The following is an 18,453-nucleotide window of genomic DNA, read 5'->3' as shown; positions in this document are numbered from 1 at the left end:
CGAACTATCTCGACTACATCGAGAGCGTCGCCGTCTTCGCCCGTGACACGCGCGACACCCCGATGGGCGAACTGCGCGTCGTCACCCCCGAGGAGATCGCGACCTACTCCCAGATCGCGCAGAAGGGCACACTGTCGATGTATCGCGACCTCGCGAAGAAATCGACGGAGCAGAAGATCCGCGACGGAATCATGGTCTACACGCGCGAGTTCCTCTTTCCGCACGCCATGAAGGCGGGCCTGTGGGACAAGTGGGTCGCAGAGGGCTTCGACACGCTGCACCCGAACACCGAGGCCGCGTGGCCGACCCTCGCGAGCCCGAAGGCGGCCGAGATCCTCACGCCCGTGCTGCTGTTCGGCGGGGGCTTCCCGCCCGTGTCCGACTAGCACCGAATCCCGCCCGGCGCGCCTCCCGCCCGGTGATGTCGAGCTCGACGTCGGTGGTGCTCATGACGGGTCGGCCGCCAGGGCGTAGCCGGCCTCCTCGACGGCGTCGCGCACGAGGGCGGCGTCGAGCGGGGTCTCGCTGGCGATCGTGACGCGCGAGACGTCGCCGACGCGCAGGTCGACGGAGACGCCGTGCACCCCCGCGATCTCCGAGATCTCCTCGGTCACGCTGCGGACGCAGTGCGCGCACGTCATCCCCGTGACGCCGATCTCCTGGATCACCGCGCCTTCCGGCAGGGGAGTGGATGCCGCGGCCTCGCGGAGACCGAGATCGATGCGTTCGTTCATGGTGTTCTCCTCGGGGGTCAGGACCGGACGAGCCGGGCGATGGCGTCGTTGGCCTCGCGGATCTTCTCGGCGGCGACCTGGCCGCCCTCCGCGCTGGCCTCGGCGACGCAGTGGCTGAGGTGATCGGACAGGAGCGACAGCGCGACGGTCTCGAGCGCCTTCGTCGCGGCGGACACCTGCGTGAGGATGTCGATGCAGTACTTGTCTTCGTCGACCATTCGCGCGATGCCGCGCACCTGGCCCTCGACGCGCCGCAGACGTTTCTGCAGGTCGTCCTTGTGTCCGTCGTACCCGTTCATGATGGATACCATACCCCCCTAGGGTATCCGAGGGGCCGATCCGGCGAATATTCATGGAACTCCGCTTCACTGTGGGGATGCCGACCGCCTCGCGCCGCCGACTCCCGCTCCTGATCACGCTCCTGGTGGCCGGTCTCCTCGCCGTCCTGGTCGTCTGGCCGCAGCTCATCGGTGCGGAACGGTGGCAGGGCGTGGCCCTGCTGATCTCGTTCCGGGCGCCCGTGGCGATCGGGTTCGCGGCGCTCGCCGTCGTGGCCGGGATCGTCGCGCTCCTGCGTCGCCGCGCGGCGGTGGCCCTCGGGCTGGCCGTCGTCTGCGCGGCCGTGGCGGTCGGTAACGGCGCGGTGCTGCTGGCGCGGGGCTGGGGCGGCTCCGTCGCCGAGGGCGACCTCACCGTGGCGGTGTGGAATACGTACGGCGGGGGAGCGTCGCCCGACGCCATCGCCCGCCTCGTCCGCGAGAGCGGTGCGGATGTCGTCAGCCTCCCCGAGACCGACTCCCGCGCGGCAGCGGAGGTCGTCGGCATCCTGGAGCGGGGCGGAATCCGGATGACGGCCGCGACCGTGGACGCCGCGCCCGGCGATCGCCCGGTGCCGACCTCGCTGCTGGTCGCGGACGCGCTCGGCCCGTACGTCCTCGATCCCGCCGCCGGATCGACGCCGGGTGCGCCGAGCGGGGTCTGGCGGCCGGTCGACGGCACCGGGCCGACGCTCGTCGCCGCCCACCCGCTGCCCCCGCTGCCGTTCATGCTCGACGACTGGACCCGGGGCATCGACTGGATCGCCGCGCAGTGCGCGAGGCCCGATGTCATCCTCGCCGGCGACCTCAACTCGACCCTCGACCACCTCTCCGGACTCGGGCGGAACGGCGGCACCGTCGGCGAATGCGAGGATGCCGCGCGGGAAGCCGGAGCCGCGGCGCGGGGAACGTGGCCGGTCGACCTGCCCACCGCGCTCGCGGCGCCCATCGACCACATACTCGTCGGCTCGGCGTGGGAGGTCCGCAGCTTCGAGGTGCGCACCGACTTCGACGACGCCGGCAGCGATCACCGTCCGGTCGTGGCGGTGCTGTCGCGTCGCTGACCGCGTCGGCTCACTCCAGGGTCGGCGGCAGCACGTAGACGATGTCGGCCCCGTCGCGCCCGTGCTCGACGAAGCCCAGCCGGGCGAGCGTGTCGTGCGACGGGTCGTCGTCGGCCGCGACGCACGCGTACAGCGGGCGCTCCGGTTCGGCGAGCGTGAGCAGCCGCAGCGCCTCCGTCGCGGATTCCCGGGACGTGTCGGGCGACACCGCGAGTAGGGCCTCGCGGTCCCCGTCGACGTCGAGCGTCGCGGCGAGCCCCACCACCTCGTCGCCGTCCACGATCGTGCGGGCCGTGACCCGGTCGGCATCCACCCACGCATCGAAAGCCGCGCGATCGGCGACCTGCCCGCGCGGCCACGTCGATGCGCTCGCGCGCAGCGCCGCGTAGGCGGCATCCCGGTCGTCGTCACGGAGGTCGCGGAGTTCGATGCGGGTCATGACGTCACGGTAGCGGGAGCACCGGGGAGGACGGGATGCCTTGCGCTCGGGGCCACGGCCTCAATAGAGGCCGTGCAGGCGGAGCCAGAGGTGTGCAGCCAGCGCCGTGTCGCGCTCGCGGATGCCGTCGGCGAGGAGGAGGAACAGTTCCTCGCAGTCCTCCACGTGCGCGCACATCCAGCCGCGGAGGTTCCGGCGCACGAGGAACGTCGTCTGCTTCAGCGTCTCGACCAGCACGATGTTCTCGGAAGCCCGGGTGAAGTGGGCGAGGAGGGCGAATCCTGCGTCCACGTAGGCGGGGGAGGAGTTCGCGCGGGCGGCATCCATCAGTCCCGTGAGCAGTCGCGCGCCCTCGGTGACGTCCTCATCGGAGCACCGGGGGAGTGCGAGGTGCATCGTCATCGCGATCATGTGGACCGTGTAGTCCTGCATGTCCGCGATCTCTTTGTCGCTGGGCGCCGTCACGCGGGTGAACCGGTGGGGCGAGATCTCGACGAGTCGGATCGCCGCGAGACGCTGCAATGCTTCGCGCACCGGTGTCCGGGAGATGCCCATGTGGGCGGCGAGTTCGACGTCACGGAGCCGGTCGCCGGGCCGGAGACGGCCGTCAACGATCGCCTCGCCGAGAGCCGAATACGCCTCGTCGACGAGGGCGGAAGGCTGGCGCCGCTCGTCCACACGCGGATTCTATGACGCCCGGTTACCACACATCCCCGTCATCCGTGAAGAATTCCCAGCTTTCGTGTCGCGCGAAGGGCATTCGCGGCGGTACAGTTATCGCCGTCACGCCTCGCGTGACATATCCGGGGGGATCCGTCGACGCCCGGGCTTCGAGCTTCTGCTCAGCCCGGGCGTCGTATGGGCTTAAGGGGAGGATGCCCTCCGTGACGCCGTGCAACGTTTGTGTCACGGGCCGATGCGCCGCCCCGGTCCCTGCCGTTACCGTGGGCACAGATCGGCGCGCTCGGCGCCGACAAGAGCGGGAAACGGCACGTCCATGAGCACGCAGGGCACGGTCAAGTGGTTCAACTCGGAGAAGGGCTTCGGCTTCATCGCGCCCGATGAGGGCGGCCAGGACGTCTTCGCCCACTACAGCGCGATCCAGTCGGGCGGCTACCGCTCGCTCGAGGAGAACCAGCGCGTCGAATTCGATATCGCCCAGGGCCCCAAGGGCCTCCAGGCGGAGAACATCCGCCCGCTCTGACGGTCGCTGCCCCGGCGGCCGCGGCGTCGGGTTCGAGGCGGTCCGGCCGACCTGATCGCGCGCCGGGGCGCGCTTCACTTCTCGGGTCGGACCAACTCCACACCGGCGGCGGCGAACTGCCGCAGGGTCGCATGCGGGAGGAACGCCCGGGTCAGCGCGGCTCCGATACGGGTGAGATCTGCTTCGTCGCGGTAGAGCAGGTACATCGTTTCGTAGCGCGGGTGGAACTTCTGCTTGAAGCGGTGCAGTGATGCGAAGCCGTAGACCGGCTCGAGCATCGACGCCATCCGCTCCTGCAGATCGGCGAGGACTCCGGCATCCGCGGGATACTCGTGCGCGAGCGGAGCGCCGGAGAGCGACATGACCTCGGCCCCCTCGTTCGAGAACTGCTGCGCGGACGAACCGATCAGGTACTCCATCACGGGTCCGAAGCCGCCCTCGCGACGCCGCATGAGGTCCAGCGTCCAGCCGCGCACGCGTCCCTCGCCGTACACCGGCAGCCAGGACAGGAATCCGTCCACGTCGCCCGCGGGCGAGACGGCCAGCGCGATCCGCACTTCTGGATCCGCCGCTTCGTGCAGGGTGCCGAGGGTGAAGCCCATCTCGGGCAGTCCCTTGTCGCCCACCCAACTCTCCGAGATGGCGCGCAGCTGCTGCCGCACGCCCCACGTCTCGTCGGACAGACGCGACAGGCGGAACGTCATACCCTCGCGCTCGGCGCGGTTGAGCGACGTGCGCACGGCGCCCCACGCCTTCCCCGTGAACTGCAGACCCGGCAGGTCGACGATCGTGTCGTCCGCCACGACGACGCTCCGCCATCCCTCCGGCACCACCGCGCGGGTCGCCTCGCCGGCACTGAAGAAGCACGGCGCGAGCCCGGCGTTCTCCGCGCGCTCCACGAACGCGCGGACCGTTTCGGCTCGCGTCTCCTCGGGCCCGAGCGGATCTCCCAGGACGAGCGCCACGCGGGAGCGCCGTTGGAATGCCACGATCCCGCGACCGAACCGCGCGTACGACATGCCCTCCCACGTCGTCATCCACGACAGGGTTCCGCCGCCGGTGGCGCGCAGCTCCGCCTTCACGTCGTCGACGGTCGGCGCCGGGGCCTCGCCGAGCGCTGCCTTCGGTCGCGCGCGGAACGCCGCCCGAACGAGGATCAGGTACACGAGCGCGACGACCCACGTCGCCGAGGACGCGAGCGTGACCGTCAGGTCGAGGTCCGCGGCGTCTTCGATCCCGCCGAGTCCCACCGCGACGAGGAGCACCGCCGCGAGCACCAGCACGAGGGCGTTCAGGATGCCATACCCCACCAGCAGCACCCACGCCCAGCGCCGACCCCGACGGATGCCGTTCGCCACCGCCAGGACGACCGCGGTGTTCACCGCGACGTCGATCCACGATCCCGACACCGGATCCGAGGAGCCGAAAGGCCCCGTCGTGGGGCTGAGGTAGGTGAGGACGTCGATCGCCCCGAGCCCGCAGACCCCCACGAACGCGATGAGCCGCTGCTCCCGGACCGACACGCGCTGCGGACGCAGCGAGCGGTCGACGGCGAGCACCAGGGCCACCGCGAGGACGTGCTCGAGGTCGTTGAGCGAATCGATCGCGCGAACTACACGGCCGATCTCGAGCCGCGTGACGCGAACCGCATCCTCTTCGTCGGGCGCCTCACGACCGAGAAGGGCATCGACGTCGTGCTCCGCGCGCTCGCGCGGCTCGACCCCGCGCTCGACGCGACGTTCGACATCGTCGGCGGCGGCGACCAGCGCCGCAACCTCGAGCAGCTGGCCGGCCAGCTCGGCATCGCCGATCGGGTGACCTTCCACGGGCATGCCTCCGAGGAGGAGCTGCGTGCGCTCTACACGCGCGCGAGCGTCTTCGCGATCGCCTCGATCGCGGAACTCCAGTCGATCGCGACGATGGAGGCCATGGCATCCGGTCTGCCGATCGTCGCCGCGAACGCCGTCGCCCTCCCGCACCTCGTACACGACGGCGAGAACGGGTACCTGTTCGAGCCCGGCAACGTCGATGAGCTCACGGCGCGCTTGACCGACGTCTTCACCGCCGCCCCCGAGGAGCGCCGCCGCATGCAGCAGGCGTCGCTCGACGGCGTGCGCGTGCACGACATCGGCCGCACCCTCGACACGTTCGAGGCGCTGTACCGCGGACGGCCCCTGCCGGAGTGACCGCGTGCACGTGGTGATGTTCGCCGACCAGCACGTCGAGTCGCTGGGCGGCGCACAGGTGTCGATGCGGTTGCAGCGGCGGTTCCTCGAACGCGCCGGGCACACCGTGACGATCGTCGCGCCGCGCCTGCACCGGCCGGCTCCCACCGACCGTGCCTACGTCGACCTCCCCTCGATCCCGATCACGCCCGATCGCGAGTACGCGCTGTCGTGGCCCGGCATCCGGACAGATCGCTTCGTGGATGCCGCCCTCGCGGGGCGTCCGCCCGTCGACGTCGTGCACGTGCAGGCCGACTTCTGGGGCGCCTTCATCGGCCACCGTTACGCCGCACGCCACGGGCTCCCCGTCGTGCACACGATGCACAACCGCGTCGACGTCGGCATCGAGGCGACCGCGCCGTTCCCGGGGTTGGTGCTGCGGGTGCTGAACGCGTGGGCGCGGCGGGCGCTGCGGCCCGCGCTGCTGCGGGCGCGTGATGTTCGCAGAATCCCGCGTTCCTCGCAGGATTCGGCGGGGATTCTGCGAGATTCGGCGGATTCTGCGACGTTCGCGCGCGAAGCCCCCGACGGCTGGGCGTACCTCCGCCGCCTCGCGCAGCTGTCGGCCGCGGTCACGGCTCCGTCCGCGCACTTCGCGCGGCGCCTCGAGGCCCACGGCGCCGTTCCCGGTGCGGACGGTCAGGCGGCCGTCGACGTGGTGTGGAACGGCATCGACGACGACATCCTCGACGCGGCGCTCACGGCCGGACCGGGGGAGCGTCCCCCCGGGCGTCCGCGCTTCGTCTGGATCGGCCGGATGAGCCCCGAGAAGCGCCTGCTGCCCTTCCTCGAGGCGGTCGCCGCGTCCGGAATTGAGGCGGACGTCGAGGTCATCGGCGGCGGAGCGCAGCTCCGCGCGGCGCGGCGCCTCGTGGAGCGTTCGCGGCCGGTGGCATCCATTCGCTTCTCGGGACGGATGCCATACGCCCACACCCTCGCGCGGCTCGCGGAGGCGGACGCCGTCGTGCAGACCTCGATCGGCTTCGAGACGCAGGGGATGACGGTGTTCGAAGCGGCGTCGCTCGGGACTCCCGCGGTGGTCAGCGACCCCGACATCGCCGCGGAACTCGGCGCCGGAGTCTGGAGCGTCGCGGATGCCTCGGTCGCGGCGCTCGCGGAGACACTGCGGCGCGCGGCCGCCGACATCGCCGCCGGCTCCCCGGTCGCAGTGGATCCGACGATCGGGGAGCGCTTCCGGCAGTCCTCGCGCACGGCCGCGATGGTCGCGGTCTACGCGCGCGCCGCTCGGCGCTGACGCCGCGCGACCGGGGCCGCGGGGGTCCGTCCCTCGGCGGCCCGGGCGTCGGCGGTTCGTGTTGCTGCGGCCTTCGCCGCGGGAGGTTCGGGTGCAGTGCGTTCGGCACCGCCGGGGAGGCCGCGCGGGTCGGTGGGCACGCGGCCGTAGCCGTCGGTGTACAGGAGCCACGCGGTGGAGACGATCCCGATGAGGGAGAGGATGCCGAGAGCGATGAGGTATGCCATGGCAGAGAAGCTACGTCTGTACGAATCATGCCCACGAGTGGCATGATGAACGTTGTTCGAATCTTTTCTGCCACATGGAGGATCCATGCGTTCCGTCGCCGTCGTCGTCCAGCCCGGCTTCGCGCCTTTCGAGTTCGGCCTCGCCTGTGAGGCGTTCGGCCTCGACCGCAGCGACGACGGCATCCCGAACTTCGACTTCCGGATCGTGAGCCCCGACCCCGGGGTCGTGCCGTCGAACATCGGCTTCTCGATCAACGTCGAGAAGGGCCTGGATGCCGCGGACGACGTCGACATCCTCGTGCTGGCCCCGGTCCCCCGAGAGCAATGGGGCGCGATCGATCCGCGGGTCACCGAGCTCGTGCGGCGCGCCGACGCCCGCGGGGCGTGGCTGCTCAGCGTGTGCAGCGGGTCGTTCGTCCTCGCCGCGGCGGGGGTGCTCGACGGGCGGCGGGCCACCACGCACTGGCGCTACGCGCAGACCATGGCGCGCATGTACCCGCGGATCGAGGTCGACCCCGACGTGCTCTACGTGCAGTCCGGCAACATCATCACGAGCGCCGGGACCGCCGCCGGGCTGGACGCGTGCCTGCACCTGCTGCGCCAGGAGCTCGGCGCAGAGCTCGCGAACCGCATCGCGCGGCGCATGGTCGTGGCGCCGCAGCGCGACGGCGGGCAGGCGCAGTTCATCGCCGCGCCGCTCCCCGTCGACACGTCGCTCTCGCTCGCGCCGGTGACCGAATGGATGCTGCAGAACCTTCACGCCGACCTGTCCGTCGAGCGGCTCGCGGCGCGCGCGCACATGTCGCCGCGGACGTTCGCCCGCCGCTTCAAGGCCGACTTCGGCGCGACGCCCGCGGCGTGGCTCGCGCGCCAGCGGCTGCTGCACGCGCAGCGGCTCCTCGAGGAGACGAACCTCGGCCTCGACCGCATCGCGTCGGAGTGCGGATTCGGCTCCGCCGCCGTGCTGCGGCAGAACTTCGCCCGCACCATGGGCCTCACGCCCACCGCGTACCGCGCGCGCTTCTCGTGCGCCGACGACGTGATCGCGGCATCCCGCGAGGCCGTTCCGGCCTGAGTCCGGGTATTGCGCGGGGTGCTGGCATCCGTCGGTCGTCTCCGGCCGGTCCCAGGCCGCGAGACTGCACGCTGCTGACAAGCCCACTGCAGCGTGCGGCGGTTTCGTCGGCTAGATGCAGTCTCGCGGCCTCGGGGGCGCGCGCCGCCGCCGGCCCCATTGCCGCGGCCCACCCGCGCTGCTAAACTTGAGCCAACGCAACTCAAGTTTGCGACAGATTTCCAGGAGACCCCATGAACGCCACACAACAGCCGGGGCAGGAGGACGCGCGCAGCGCCCTCGAGCAATTCGGCATCAACCTCACCGACCGGGCCCGACAGGGCAAGCTCGACCCCGTCATCGGGCGCGACAGCGAGATCCGGCGGGTCAGCCAGGTGCTCACGCGCCGCACGAAGAACAACCCGGTCCTCATCGGCGAGCCCGGCGTCGGCAAGACCGCCGTCGTCGAGGGCCTCGCGCAGCGCATCGTCGCGGGTGACGTCGCCGAGAGCCTCAAGAACAAGGAGCTCGTCGCCCTCGACATCTCGGCGCTCGTCGCCGGCGCGATGTACCGCGGCCAGTTCGAGGAGCGCCTCAAGAGCGTCCTCAAGGAGATCACCGAGTCCGACGGCCGCATCATCACATTCATCGACGAGCTGCACGTGCTCATGGGCGCGGGCGGCGGCGAGGGTTCGGTCGCGGCATCCAACATGCTGAAGCCCATGCTCGCGCGCGGCGAGCTGCGCCTGATCGGCGCGACCACGCTCGACGAGTACCGCGAGTTCATCGAGAAGGATGCCGCGCTCGAACGCCGCTTCCAGCAGGTGTACGTCGGCGAGCCCACGGTGGAGGACACGATCGCGATCCTCCGCGGCCTCAAGGAGCGGTACGAAGCGCACCACAAGGTCGCCATCGCCGACGCGGCGCTGGTTGCCGCGGCATCCCTCTCCAACCGCTACATCCCGTCGCGCCAGCTGCCCGACAAGGCCATCGACCTCATCGACGAAGCCGCGTCGCGCCTGCGCATGGAGATCGACTCGGCCCCGCTCGAGATCGACGAGCTGCGCCGCCACGTCGACCGCCTCAAGCTCGAAGAGCTCGCGCTCAAGAAGGAGAAGGACGCCGCCTCGAAGGAGCGTCTGGCGACCCTGCGCGAGACCCTCGCCGCCGAGCAGGCGAAGCTCGACGAGCTGCAGGCCCGGTGGGAGCGCGAGCGCGCGTCCCTCAACCGCGTCGGCGACCTCAAGACGCGGCTCGACAAGGCCCGCGTGGATGCCGAACGCGCCCAGCGCGAGGGCAACCTCGAGAAGGCGTCGCGGTTGCTGTACGCCGACATCCCGGCGCTCGAGCGCGAGCTGATGACCGCCGAGCGCGAGGAGCCCGCCGGTGACCGCATGGTCAACGAGCAGGTCACCGAGGAAGACATCGCGGCCGTCATCGCCGCGTGGACCGGCATCCCGGTCGGGCGACTCCTGCAGGGCGAGACCGAGAAGCTGCTGCACCTCGAGCGCGAGCTCGGCAAGCGCCTGATCGGACAGAAGGATGCCGTGAAGGCGGTGTCCGACGCGGTGCGGCGCTCGCGGGCCGGCATCAGCGACCCGAACCGCCCGGTCGGTTCGTTCCTGTTCCTCGGGCCGACCGGCGTCGGCAAGACCGAGCTCGCCAAGGCGCTCGCCGACTTCCTGTTCGACGACGAGCACGCCATGGTGCGCATCGACATGTCGGAGTACGGCGAGAAGCACTCCGTCGCTCGGCTCGTCGGTGCCCCTCCGGGGTACATCGGCTACGAGCAGGGCGGTCAGCTGACCGAGGCCGTGCGTCGGCGCCCCTACAGTGTCGTGCTCCTCGACGAGGTGGAGAAAGCGCACCCCGAGGTGTTCGACATCCTGCTGCAGGTGATGGACGACGGCCGGCTGACCGACGGCCAGGGCCGCACTGTCGATTTCACCAACGTCATCCTGATCCTGACGTCGAACCTCGGTTCGCCGATCCTCATCGACCCGACGCTGTCGATCGAGACCAAGCGCGAGCAGGTGCAGGCGCTCGTGCGGCAGGCGTTCAAGCCCGAGTTCGTGAACCGCCTCGACGACATCGTCATCTTCCAGGCGCTCACCGAGGACGACCTCGCCCAGATCGTCGAGCTCGCGGTCGACGCGCTGCACAAGCGGCTGCGCGAACGTCGCCTGACGCTCGCGGTCACGCCCGACGCCCGGTCGTGGCTCGCCGAGCGCGGATACGACCCGGTGTACGGCGCGCGTCCGCTGCGGCGCCTGATCCAGTCCGAGGTGCAGGACCGCCTCGCGATGGCGATCCTCGCCGGCGGGGTGCGCGACGGCGACCTGGTGAAGGTCGACGTCGCGAGCGACGGCGAGTCGCTGGTGCTCACGAGCGCCGGTCCCGCCGACGAGCAGGGCGACCTCGACGACGACGTGATCGAGGCGGAGATCGTCGAGTAGCACCGGACCCGGGCGCGGGCTCCCCGCCCCGGGTGCCCCGCTATCTCGCGCGGAGCTCCGCCAGCACCCCACCCACGCCGCCGAGAAACGCGATTCACCGCGAGAAACGCTCTCTCCCACCGTTTCTCGCCGCAGATCGCGTTTCTCGGCAGTGGCGGGGGCCAGCACGCCGCCGGAAGCGCGAGCCCCCGAGCAGGGGCGGTGGATGCCACGACCCCACGCCCCGCACGGGCCCGCGTCGCTACCCTGGCCGCATGACCATCGCGACGGCCGACCTCTACGACGAGCGCGGCGACGACCTCGATTCCCTTTCGCTGCAACTGCTCGACCTCGGCGGTCGTGTCGCCTTCGACGGCCCGATCCGGACCGTGCGGTGCCACCGCGACAACGCGCTCGTGAAGCAGGTACTCGCGACCCCGGGCGACGGCGCGGTGCTCGTCGTCGACGGCGGCGGGTCGCTGGAGTCCGCGCTGGTCGGCGATCTGATCGCGGCGTCCGCGGTCGAGAACGGGTGGGCCGGGGTGATCGTGCACGGGGCGATCCGCGACCGGGGGGCGATGGCATCCCTCCCGCTCGGGGTCAAGGCGCTCGGCTCGAACCCGCGCAAGAGCGCGAAGGACGGCGTCGGCGAGGTCGACGTCCCGGTGACGATCGCGGGCGTCGTGTTCACGCCCGGGCGGCACGTGTGGGCCGACGAGGACGGTGTGCTCGTCGAGCGCTGATCGGCCCTTGACGTCGCACTTCACTTTTGGAAGCATCGCGGCCATGAGCCTCTTCCTCACGTGTCCCGTCGAGTCCGTCGAGCGGGCGACCGCGTTCTACACCGCCCTCGGCTGGACGCTCAACGAGCAGATGTCCGACCACAACGTCTCGTGCTTCGCGATCGCGCCCGAGCAGTACGTCATGCTCGGCAGCCGCGACATGTACGCCGCCGTCGGCGGTACCGAAGACCTGATCGGCGGGCCCGACACCCCGTCGAAGATCACCGTGTCGTTCGACCTCGGCAGTCGCGAGGCCGTCGACGAACTCGTCGAGCGCGCGGGCGCGGCCGGCGGGCGCATCGGCGACACTGACGACTACCCCTTCATGTACCAGCGCCAGTTCGACGACCCGGACGGCTACCACTACTCGCCGTTCTGGATGAAGCCGGACGCCGAAGCGTCCGAGTGAGCGACCTCGCCGCGGCCCTCGACGTCGTCGGTGCCCGGTGGGCGTTGCTCATCGTCGAGCGGCTGCTCGACGGTCCCCAGCGATACGGCGATCTGCAGCGCGACCTCGGTGTCGGCACGAACATCCTCGCCGTGCGCCTGCGCGAGCTCGAGGAGGCCGGTGTCCTCCGTCGCCTCCCGCTGAAGCACAACACGCGCGCCTACGCTCTGACCGAGCGGGGCGAGGCGCTCCGCCCCGCGATAGAGGCGCTCGGCGCGTGGGGTGCGGCCGTCCCCGCGCCGACCGAGGCGCCGGATCACGTCACGTGATCCTGCGGCAGCGAACGCGGTAGCGAGCGCGTGACCCGGCGCCCGGGGGTGGTGCGAGGGCAGGCGCGGGCGGGGAGCGCCACCCCCGCACCACGATCACGGGGCCGATGGATGCCATGCGGCCGGGGTTTCGTCACACCTCCGACGCGGCGAGCCACGACCGGACACGGGCCGCGAAACGCTCGGGGTCCTCCTGGTGCAGAAAGTGTCCGTTCTCCGGCCAGATCTCGATCTCGTACGGCGCGCGGTGTTCGAGCGCGCCGTCCCAGTCGGCGATGGCCTGCCCCGTGCCCGCATACAGGGCGAGGGTGGGAGCCTGCCGCTTGACCAGCTCCCGCTCACCGACGGACGCCAGCCCGAGACCGCCCTCGCCCTCATAGAGACCGGCGAGCGCCTCGCTCACCGTGTGGGGGTCGGTCGCGAGGGTGCGTCGTCGATGCCAGATCGGGAGCCACGCCGGAGTTCGTGCGCCGTAGAACGGCGCCCAGGCGGCGACCGTGAATCCGTGCGGATCGGCCCTCGCCATGCGGAGCGCTCCGGCCATGACTGCGGGATCGGCGCCGTAGACCGGATCGACGAGGACGAGACCGGACACCAGCTCGGGCCGCCGGATGGCAAGGGCGGAGGCGATGATCGTCCCCATGGAGTGCCCCATGACGAGGGTCGGACCGAGCTCGAGCCTTTCGATCACCTCGGCGGCGTCGGCAGCGAAAGCGGCGGGGGAGTACGTCTCCGATCGACTCGAACGTCCGTGTCCGCGATTATCGATCGCGATCGCCCGGTGGTCCGCGGCGAGGTCTGCCTGGAGCCAGGCCCAATCCGAACCGTCGCACGCCCATCCGTGGATGAGGAGGACGGGGCGACCGGCGCCTTCCTCCGTGAAGAAGAGCCGGCCACCGTCGGCCAGGTCGATGTAGGGCATGAGCGTTCTTTCTCCGTCCGGGTTCTCGACGGACCCCCCGACCGTGAGCATTCGACAGGGGACCTGCCGACGGCACACACTCTCCCCGCGGGCGACGGTCGCGCCCAGCGCAATGTCGGCCCGCTGCGCGCGACGTCACAAGCCCGGTTCTGGCGTCTCCGACGGTCCGCCGCGGCGGACCGCGCGCGGCGCCACCGCGGCGGCGCCGAATGACCCCGCCCGGACACGCCTCCGCCCCCGCACCGCGATGCGCGGATACGGGGGCGGAGGGCGGATGCCGGGAGCCGGCGCGGCGTCAGGCGTCGAGCAGCAGGGACCCGGATGCCGGGAGGCGACGCGGCGTCAGGCGTCGAGCAGCAGGGACTCGGCGAGGGGGCGGCGCGTGCGGGGCGCGGACTCACGGGCGCGGAAGGCCTCGTCGGCGGCATCCAGGTCGCCGAAGGCACCCACGGCGATGACGGTCACCGGCGTGAAGCGGGGGTCGATGCCGAACGCGCCGCGCAGCTCGTCGCCCGAGAAGCCGCCCATGGTGTGGGTGGCGAGGCCGCGGGCGTGCGCCTCGACCGTGAAGAACGCGGCCGACTGACCGGCGTCATAGGTCGCCCACGGGAGGGCGTTGCCCTCGGCGTCGGCGGTCTCGGCCAGGACCACGATCAGCGCGCCGGCGGCCGGGGCCCATCCCTGGTTGAACCCGACGAGCGACTCGACGATCTTCGCGTGGGCGTCGGTTCCGCGGCGGCCGACGATGAAGCGCCACGGCTGCGTGTTGTTGGCGGACGGCGACCAGCGGGCGGCCTCGAAGGCGGCGCGCAGGGCCTCCTCGTCGATGGGGGCTTCGGCGTCGAAGACGCGGGTGCTCCAGCGCTCGGCCAGGACGTCGAGGATCGGGACGTCGGTCTGCGCGGTGCGGTCGAGAACGTGGGACATGGGGGTACTCCTCGGGGGTGAGAACGATGCCGGGGCTCCGTTGACCCAGTCCATCGAACGCGGTCAGGCCCCCGGATGTTCCCGTGTGACGGAGAAAGTCACAGCCCCCACGACGCAGGTCCCGCGGTTCCCGCGGGGTACTCGTCGAGCGGCACCTTCCCCGCGCGCCACGCGTCGATGACCGGCTGCACGATGCGCCAGCACTGTTCGGCGGCGTCACCGCGCACGGCGAGCATGGCGTCGCCGTCCAGGATGCCGGAGAGCACCTCGCCGTAGGCTTTCAGGCCGCCCTCGCCGAGGTCTGCCGCGAGCGTGACACGTTCGAGTTCGAGCGGGTCGTCGGCGCCGTTCACGTTCAGTCCGAGGCTCATGGTGTCGGGGCCGAGCGAGAACGTCAGCACGGAAGGGTCGCTCTCGCCGACGAAGCCGTCGGGCAGATGCCGCACGGGCTTGAAGGTGACGGTCACGGCCGGGTCGCCGGCATCCGGTCCGAGGGCTTTGCCCGACCGCAGCACGATCGGCACGCCCTGCCAGCGGGCGGTGCGCACCTCGACCGTCATCTCGGCGAGCGTCTCGGTCTGCCGCGACGCGTCGACCCCGGGCTCGTCGACGTAGGACGTGAAGTGCCGGTCGCCGATCGTGCCCTCGGTGTACCGGGCGCGGCGGGAGTTCTTCACCGGGTCGTCGCCCCACACGTGCGTCGCGCGCAGCACCGCGGAGGTGGCATCCCGCAGGTCGAGCTGGTCGAGGGAGGACGGCGGCTCCATCGTCACGAACGCCATCACCTGCAACAGGTGGCTCTGGATCATGTCGACGAGCGCCCCGGCGTGGTCGTAGTAGCCCGCGCGCCCCTCGAGCCCGAGCTTCTCGGGGAAGTCGACCGTGATCCCGGCGATGTCGTCGGCCGACCACACGCTCTCGATGAGGCGGTTGGCGAAGCGCACCCCGAGAAGGTTGAGCACCGTCGACCGGCCCAGGAAGTGGTCGATGCGGAACACCTGGTCCTCGGGCACGAGCTTCGCGACCTGCTGGTTGAGCGCGTGCGCGCTGGCCTCGTCGGTGCCGAACGGCTTCTCGAGCGCGAGGATCGTGCCCTCGGGGATGGTCACGTCGGCCAGGGCCACGCACGCCTTCTCGGCGACCGCGGGCGGAACGGCGAAGTACAGCGCGGGCCGACCCTCGGCGGCATCCAGGAGCTCCTGAAGGTCGGAGGCCTTGGTGATGTCTGCCTGGCTGTAGGTGGTGTCGGCCACCTTGTCGAAGGCCTTCTCGGCGCCCATCGTCGCGAACGACGCGCGCACGGTGTCGCGCCACTTCTGGTCGGTCCAGTCCTCCATGCCCGCGCCGTGCAGCCGCACCGAGCGGTTCGGCTCGCGCGTGAGCAGCTGCCCGAGGGCGGGCAGGAGGAGACGCGAGGTGAGGTCGCCCGAAGCGCCCAGGATGATCAGGGTGGTGTCCGCCGGCATGGGGCCACCGTAGCGCCCGGTTCCGACACCGGCAGGTCGCTTGCAGCGGGCACACCGATGCCGCTAGCGAGATGCACGGCCGCGATGTCGGCATCCCCTGCCACAATCACGAGGGTGAGCACCGCGATCGAGGACTACGCCGTCCTCAGCAACTGCCGATCCGCCGCCCTCGTCTCCCGGGAGGGCAGCGTCGACTGGCTGTGCCTGCCGCGCTACGACAGCGCGTCGATGTTCGGTGCGCTGCTGGGTGACGAGTCGCACGGGGCGTGGTCGTTGCGTCCGACGGATCCGGATGCCACGGTCACCCGGCACTACGACGCGGACACGTTCGTGCTGGTCACGCGCTGGGAGACGTCGACCGGAGTCGCCGAGGTGCACGATGCGATGCCGATCGACGAGGGCGTCGAGGCGCTCATCCGGCGCGTGATCGGGATCTCGGGCGCGGTGGACTTCGTCAGCGAGGTGCGGTTCCGCTTCGACTACGCCCGCGCGGTGCCGTGGGTGCGGCAGGTCGGACAGGGGCACGAGCACGCGATCCTCGCGGTCGCGGGTCCGGATGCCGTGATCCTGCGCGGTCCGCGCCTGATCGCGGTCGACACCGCGCACCGTGCGCTGTGGACCACCGTCGCGGGCGAGAGCGTCGATTCCGTGCTGTCGTGGGGACCGTCGTGGCAGACCGCGCCCGCCCCGATCGACGTGGATGCCACCCTCAAACGCACCATCGAGTGGTGGGCCGCGTGGGCGCGGCGCGTGCACGCGGCGGGTGAGCACGCCGACCTCGTGACGCGCTCGCTCCTCGTCCTCCGCGCACTCACGCACGCCGAGACCGGCGGCATCGTGGCCGCGGCCACGACGTCGCTGCCCGAGTCGTTCGGCGGCGAACGTAACTGGGACTACCGCTACGTGTGGCTCCGCGACGCCGCCCTCACCCTCGTCGCGTACATCGACCACGGCTACCTCGACGCCGCGCACCGGTGGCGCACGTGGCTGCTGCGCGCGATCGCCGGCGACCCGGCCGACGTGCAGATCATGTACGGCATCGCGGGCGAGCGCGACCTGCCCGAGCGCGAGATCACGAGCCTCCCCGGGTACGACGGCGCGCGGCCCGTGCGCATCGGCAACGGCGCGGTGGATCAGTACCAGGCCGACGTCATCGGCGAGGTGATGGTCGCGCTCGAAGCCGCCCGAAACGCGGGCGTCGAGGAGACGTCGTTCTCGTGGGCGCTGCAGCGGGCCCTCCTCGACCAGCTCGCGGAGTGGTTCGACCGCCCTGATAACGGCATCTGGGAGATGCGCGGCGATCCGCACTTCTTCACGCACTCGCGCGCGATGGTGTGGGCGGCGTTCGATCGTGGCATCCGGGCCGTCGAGCAGAACGGGCTGGACGGCGAGGTCGACACGTGGCGCCAGCTCCGCGATCGCGCGCGCGACGACATCGACGCGCACGGCGTGCACGCCGGCGGGTGGTTCACGCAGCACGCCGACACCGACGAGGTCGACGCGTCGTTGCTGATCCTGCCGCAGGTGGGTTTCTGCGCGTTCGACGATCCGCGCATGCTCGCGACCGTCGCCCGGATGGAGCAGACGCTCATGCCCGACGGGTGGCTGCTGCGCTACCGCACCACGGGCGTCGACGGCCTCGCGGGGGACGAGCACCCGTTCCTCGCGTGCTCGTTCTGGCTCGTCGGGCAGTACGCGCGGTCCGGCCGCCGCGACGACGCCGTCGCCCTCATGCGCCGGTTGACCGCGGTCGCCAACGACGTCGGCCTCCTCTCCGAGGAGTACGACCCGAAGGGAAAGCGGCAGGCCGGCAACACCCCGCAGGCGCTGTCGCACCTCGCGCTCGTGGGCGCCTCGGATGCCCTGGGCGCAACCGCCCCCTGACCCCCGTGGCGGTTCTAGAGTCGGGGCATGAGCGACGATGACGTCGAGCTGAACCACCTGCGCGAGCGCGTCTACGGCGAAGCCGAAGGCCCGGCCACCGAGGCCGAGATCGCGCGACTCGCGGCCCTCGAGGAGGAGCTGCGCGCCGGCCGCGCCCCGACGTCGGTCGCGGAGCCGACCGCGGCCGAGCCCGCCGCTCCCGAACCGATCGTGGATGCCCCTCCGCACCGCCCCCGCGCGCTCGCGGTGATCGTGGCGGTCGTCGCCGCGGCCGCGCTCATCGGGGCGGGCTACGCCGCGGGCGCCGCGTCGCCCTCGCTCGCCGCCGCCTCCCCCACGCCGTCGGCGTCCATGGCATCCCCGTATCCCGAACTGGCGTTCCCACAGACCGACGACGACAAGATCTCGTCGGGCATCATCGCGGACAGCGGCATCGACCCGGCGAGCACCCGGTACATCGCCGTGATGCGCGGGTTCCGCGTGTTCCTCGCCGAGCGAGAGCGCGGAGACGGCGTGTGCGTCGTGACGTTCATCGCGGTCAACGACCAGCCGTGGTCCGCGGGATGCACCGCCGGTGGTGCCCTCGACGACGGCGCGGTGTTCGGTGTCGACCGGCGCCTCAGCATCGCCCTCGGCGACCCGTCCCGCGTGTCGATCCGCGGCCTGCCCGTGCGGCTGTCCGAGTCGGTGACGGCGTACCTGACGGAGTGAGCCGGCGCGCTTGCTCAGCGATTCGCGCACCCCCAGCGATCCGCGCAATGTCAGTCCGATCGGGCCGGATGCCACTGAGTTTGTGTGGAT

20 protein-coding genes and 1 pseudogene are annotated in these 18,453 nt (G+C 71.4%); 12 read left to right on the top strand and 9 right to left on the bottom strand.

Annotation, left to right across the window (positions count from 1 at the left end; all coding sequences use genetic code 11):
* Positions 1-386 (top strand): hypothetical protein (locus I5G_RS13575; protein ID WP_026095930.1); only part of this gene is annotated, 386 nt, incomplete at its 5' end.
* Between the two features lie 60 nt (positions 387-446).
* Here I5G_RS13575 and I5G_RS13570 read toward each other — a convergent pair.
* Both I5G_RS13570 and I5G_RS13565 read right to left on the bottom strand, forming a co-directional pair.
* Positions 447-734 (bottom strand): heavy-metal-associated domain-containing protein, encoded by a 288-nt coding sequence (locus tag I5G_RS13570; protein WP_022879543.1) that lies wholly within the window; start codon positions 732-734, stop codon positions 447-449.
* Positions 735-751: 17 nt separating this feature from the next.
* On the bottom strand, positions 752-1,033 hold the full coding sequence (locus I5G_RS13565; RefSeq protein WP_026095929.1) for a metal-sensitive transcriptional regulator: 282 nt from the start codon (positions 1,031-1,033) through the stop codon (positions 752-754).
* 77 nt (positions 1,034-1,110) lie between these two features.
* Between I5G_RS13565 and I5G_RS13560 the strand changes: the two genes are divergently transcribed.
* The gene (locus I5G_RS13560; protein WP_022879541.1) at positions 1,111-2,115 is read left to right on the top strand and encodes an endonuclease/exonuclease/phosphatase family protein; all 1,005 of its coding nucleotides are present in this window, start codon (positions 1,111-1,113) and stop codon (positions 2,113-2,115) included.
* Between the two features lie 10 nt (positions 2,116-2,125).
* Here the strand turns inward: I5G_RS13560 and I5G_RS22525 are convergent, their stop codons facing one another.
* Positions 2,126-2,554 carry a hypothetical protein gene (locus I5G_RS22525; RefSeq protein WP_022879540.1) on the bottom strand — a complete coding sequence of 143 codons (429 nt, stop codon included), beginning with the start codon at positions 2,552-2,554 and terminating at the stop codon, positions 2,126-2,128.
* A gap of 60 nt (positions 2,555-2,614) precedes the next feature.
* Complete coding sequence (locus tag I5G_RS22520; RefSeq protein ID WP_022879539.1) at positions 2,615-3,232, bottom strand: GntR family transcriptional regulator; 618 nt, start codon at positions 3,230-3,232, stop codon at positions 2,615-2,617.
* A 319-nt stretch (positions 3,233-3,551) separates the two neighbouring features.
* Here I5G_RS22520 and I5G_RS13545 point away from each other — a divergent pair, with 319 nt between their 5' ends.
* Positions 3,552-3,758, top strand: a complete 207-nt coding sequence (locus tag I5G_RS13545; RefSeq protein WP_022879538.1) for a cold-shock protein — start codon at positions 3,552-3,554, stop codon at positions 3,756-3,758.
* Between the two features lie 74 nt (positions 3,759-3,832).
* On the opposite strand, the gene I5G_RS22515 is transcribed toward I5G_RS13545, so the two are convergent.
* Complete coding sequence (locus tag I5G_RS22515; RefSeq protein WP_239642543.1) at positions 3,833-5,326, bottom strand: bifunctional lysylphosphatidylglycerol flippase/synthetase MprF; 1,494 nt, start codon at positions 5,324-5,326, stop codon at positions 3,833-3,835.
* Between the two features lie 30 nt (positions 5,327-5,356).
* On the opposite strand from I5G_RS22515, the pseudogene I5G_RS22510 reads away from it, so the two are divergent.
* Positions 5,357-5,944, top strand: a pseudogene (locus I5G_RS22510) (glycosyltransferase); the annotation flags it as partial.
* Positions 5,945-5,948: 4 nt separating this feature from the next.
* A complete protein-coding gene (locus I5G_RS13530) occupies positions 5,949-7,238 on the top strand; it encodes a glycosyltransferase family 4 protein (RefSeq protein WP_022879536.1) in 1,290 nt (429 codons plus the stop codon).
* Here I5G_RS13530 and I5G_RS13525 read toward each other — a convergent pair.
* Entirely contained in the window at positions 7,214-7,465 is a 252-nt protein-coding gene (locus tag I5G_RS13525) for a hypothetical protein (protein WP_022879535.1), read from the bottom strand. The genes I5G_RS13530 and I5G_RS13525 overlap by 25 nt on opposite strands.
* A gap of 85 nt (positions 7,466-7,550) precedes the next feature.
* Between I5G_RS13525 and I5G_RS13520 the strand changes: the two genes are divergently transcribed.
* The 5 genes from I5G_RS13520 (at position 7,551) to I5G_RS13500 (ending at position 12,453) form a co-directional block, all read left to right on the top strand.
* On the top strand, positions 7,551-8,540 hold the full coding sequence (locus tag I5G_RS13520; protein WP_022879534.1) for a GlxA family transcriptional regulator: 990 nt from the start codon (positions 7,551-7,553) through the stop codon (positions 8,538-8,540).
* Between the two features lie 233 nt (positions 8,541-8,773).
* Positions 8,774-10,975, top strand: coding sequence for an ATP-dependent Clp protease ATP-binding subunit (locus tag I5G_RS22505; RefSeq protein ID WP_022879533.1), 2,202 nt, complete (start codon positions 8,774-8,776; stop codon positions 10,973-10,975).
* Between the two features lie 254 nt (positions 10,976-11,229).
* Positions 11,230-11,697 carry a ribonuclease E activity regulator RraA gene (gene rraA, locus I5G_RS13510; protein WP_022879532.1) on the top strand — a complete coding sequence of 156 codons (468 nt, stop codon included), beginning with the start codon at positions 11,230-11,232 and terminating at the stop codon, positions 11,695-11,697.
* 43 nt (positions 11,698-11,740) lie between these two features.
* Entirely contained in the window at positions 11,741-12,145 is a 405-nt protein-coding gene (locus I5G_RS13505) for a VOC family protein (protein WP_026095926.1), read from the top strand.
* Positions 12,142-12,453, top strand: coding sequence for a helix-turn-helix domain-containing protein (locus I5G_RS13500; protein ID WP_022879530.1), 312 nt, complete (start codon positions 12,142-12,144; stop codon positions 12,451-12,453). The genes I5G_RS13505 and I5G_RS13500 overlap by 4 nt, the downstream gene beginning before the upstream one ends.
* Before the next feature lie 133 nt (positions 12,454-12,586).
* Here I5G_RS13500 and I5G_RS22500 read toward each other — a convergent pair whose 3' ends face one another.
* From I5G_RS22500 to I5G_RS13485, 3 genes are all read right to left on the bottom strand, one after another.
* A complete protein-coding gene (locus I5G_RS22500; RefSeq protein ID WP_187288849.1) occupies positions 12,587-13,375 on the bottom strand; it encodes an alpha/beta fold hydrolase in 789 nt (262 codons plus the stop codon).
* Between the two features lie 342 nt (positions 13,376-13,717).
* Positions 13,718-14,302: a nitroreductase family protein gene (locus I5G_RS13490; protein ID WP_022879528.1), complete on the bottom strand. Its 585-nt coding sequence runs from the start codon at positions 14,300-14,302 to the stop codon at positions 13,718-13,720.
* Between the two features lie 98 nt (positions 14,303-14,400).
* On the bottom strand, positions 14,401-15,768 hold the full coding sequence (locus I5G_RS13485; protein ID WP_022879527.1) for a glucose-6-phosphate dehydrogenase: 1,368 nt from the start codon (positions 15,766-15,768) through the stop codon (positions 14,401-14,403).
* A 114-nt stretch (positions 15,769-15,882) separates the two neighbouring features.
* On the opposite strand from I5G_RS13485, the gene I5G_RS13480 reads away from it, so the two are divergent.
* Both I5G_RS13480 and I5G_RS13475 read left to right on the top strand, forming a co-directional pair.
* A complete protein-coding gene (locus I5G_RS13480) occupies positions 15,883-17,652 on the top strand; it encodes a glycoside hydrolase family 15 protein (RefSeq protein WP_022879526.1) in 1,770 nt (589 codons plus the stop codon).
* Between the two features lie 27 nt (positions 17,653-17,679).
* Complete coding sequence (locus I5G_RS13475; protein WP_022879525.1) at positions 17,680-18,363, top strand: hypothetical protein; 684 nt, start codon at positions 17,680-17,682, stop codon at positions 18,361-18,363.
* Positions 18,364-18,453 lie beyond the last annotated feature (90 nt).

It is taken from the genome of Microbacterium sp. B19, assembly GCF_000333395.1.
In the GTDB taxonomy this organism is placed as follows: domain Bacteria; phylum Actinomycetota; class Actinomycetes; order Actinomycetales; family Microbacteriaceae; genus Microbacterium.
Note: the sequence above shows the minus strand (reverse complement) of the source record. Positions and strands in the feature narration are given on the sequence as shown.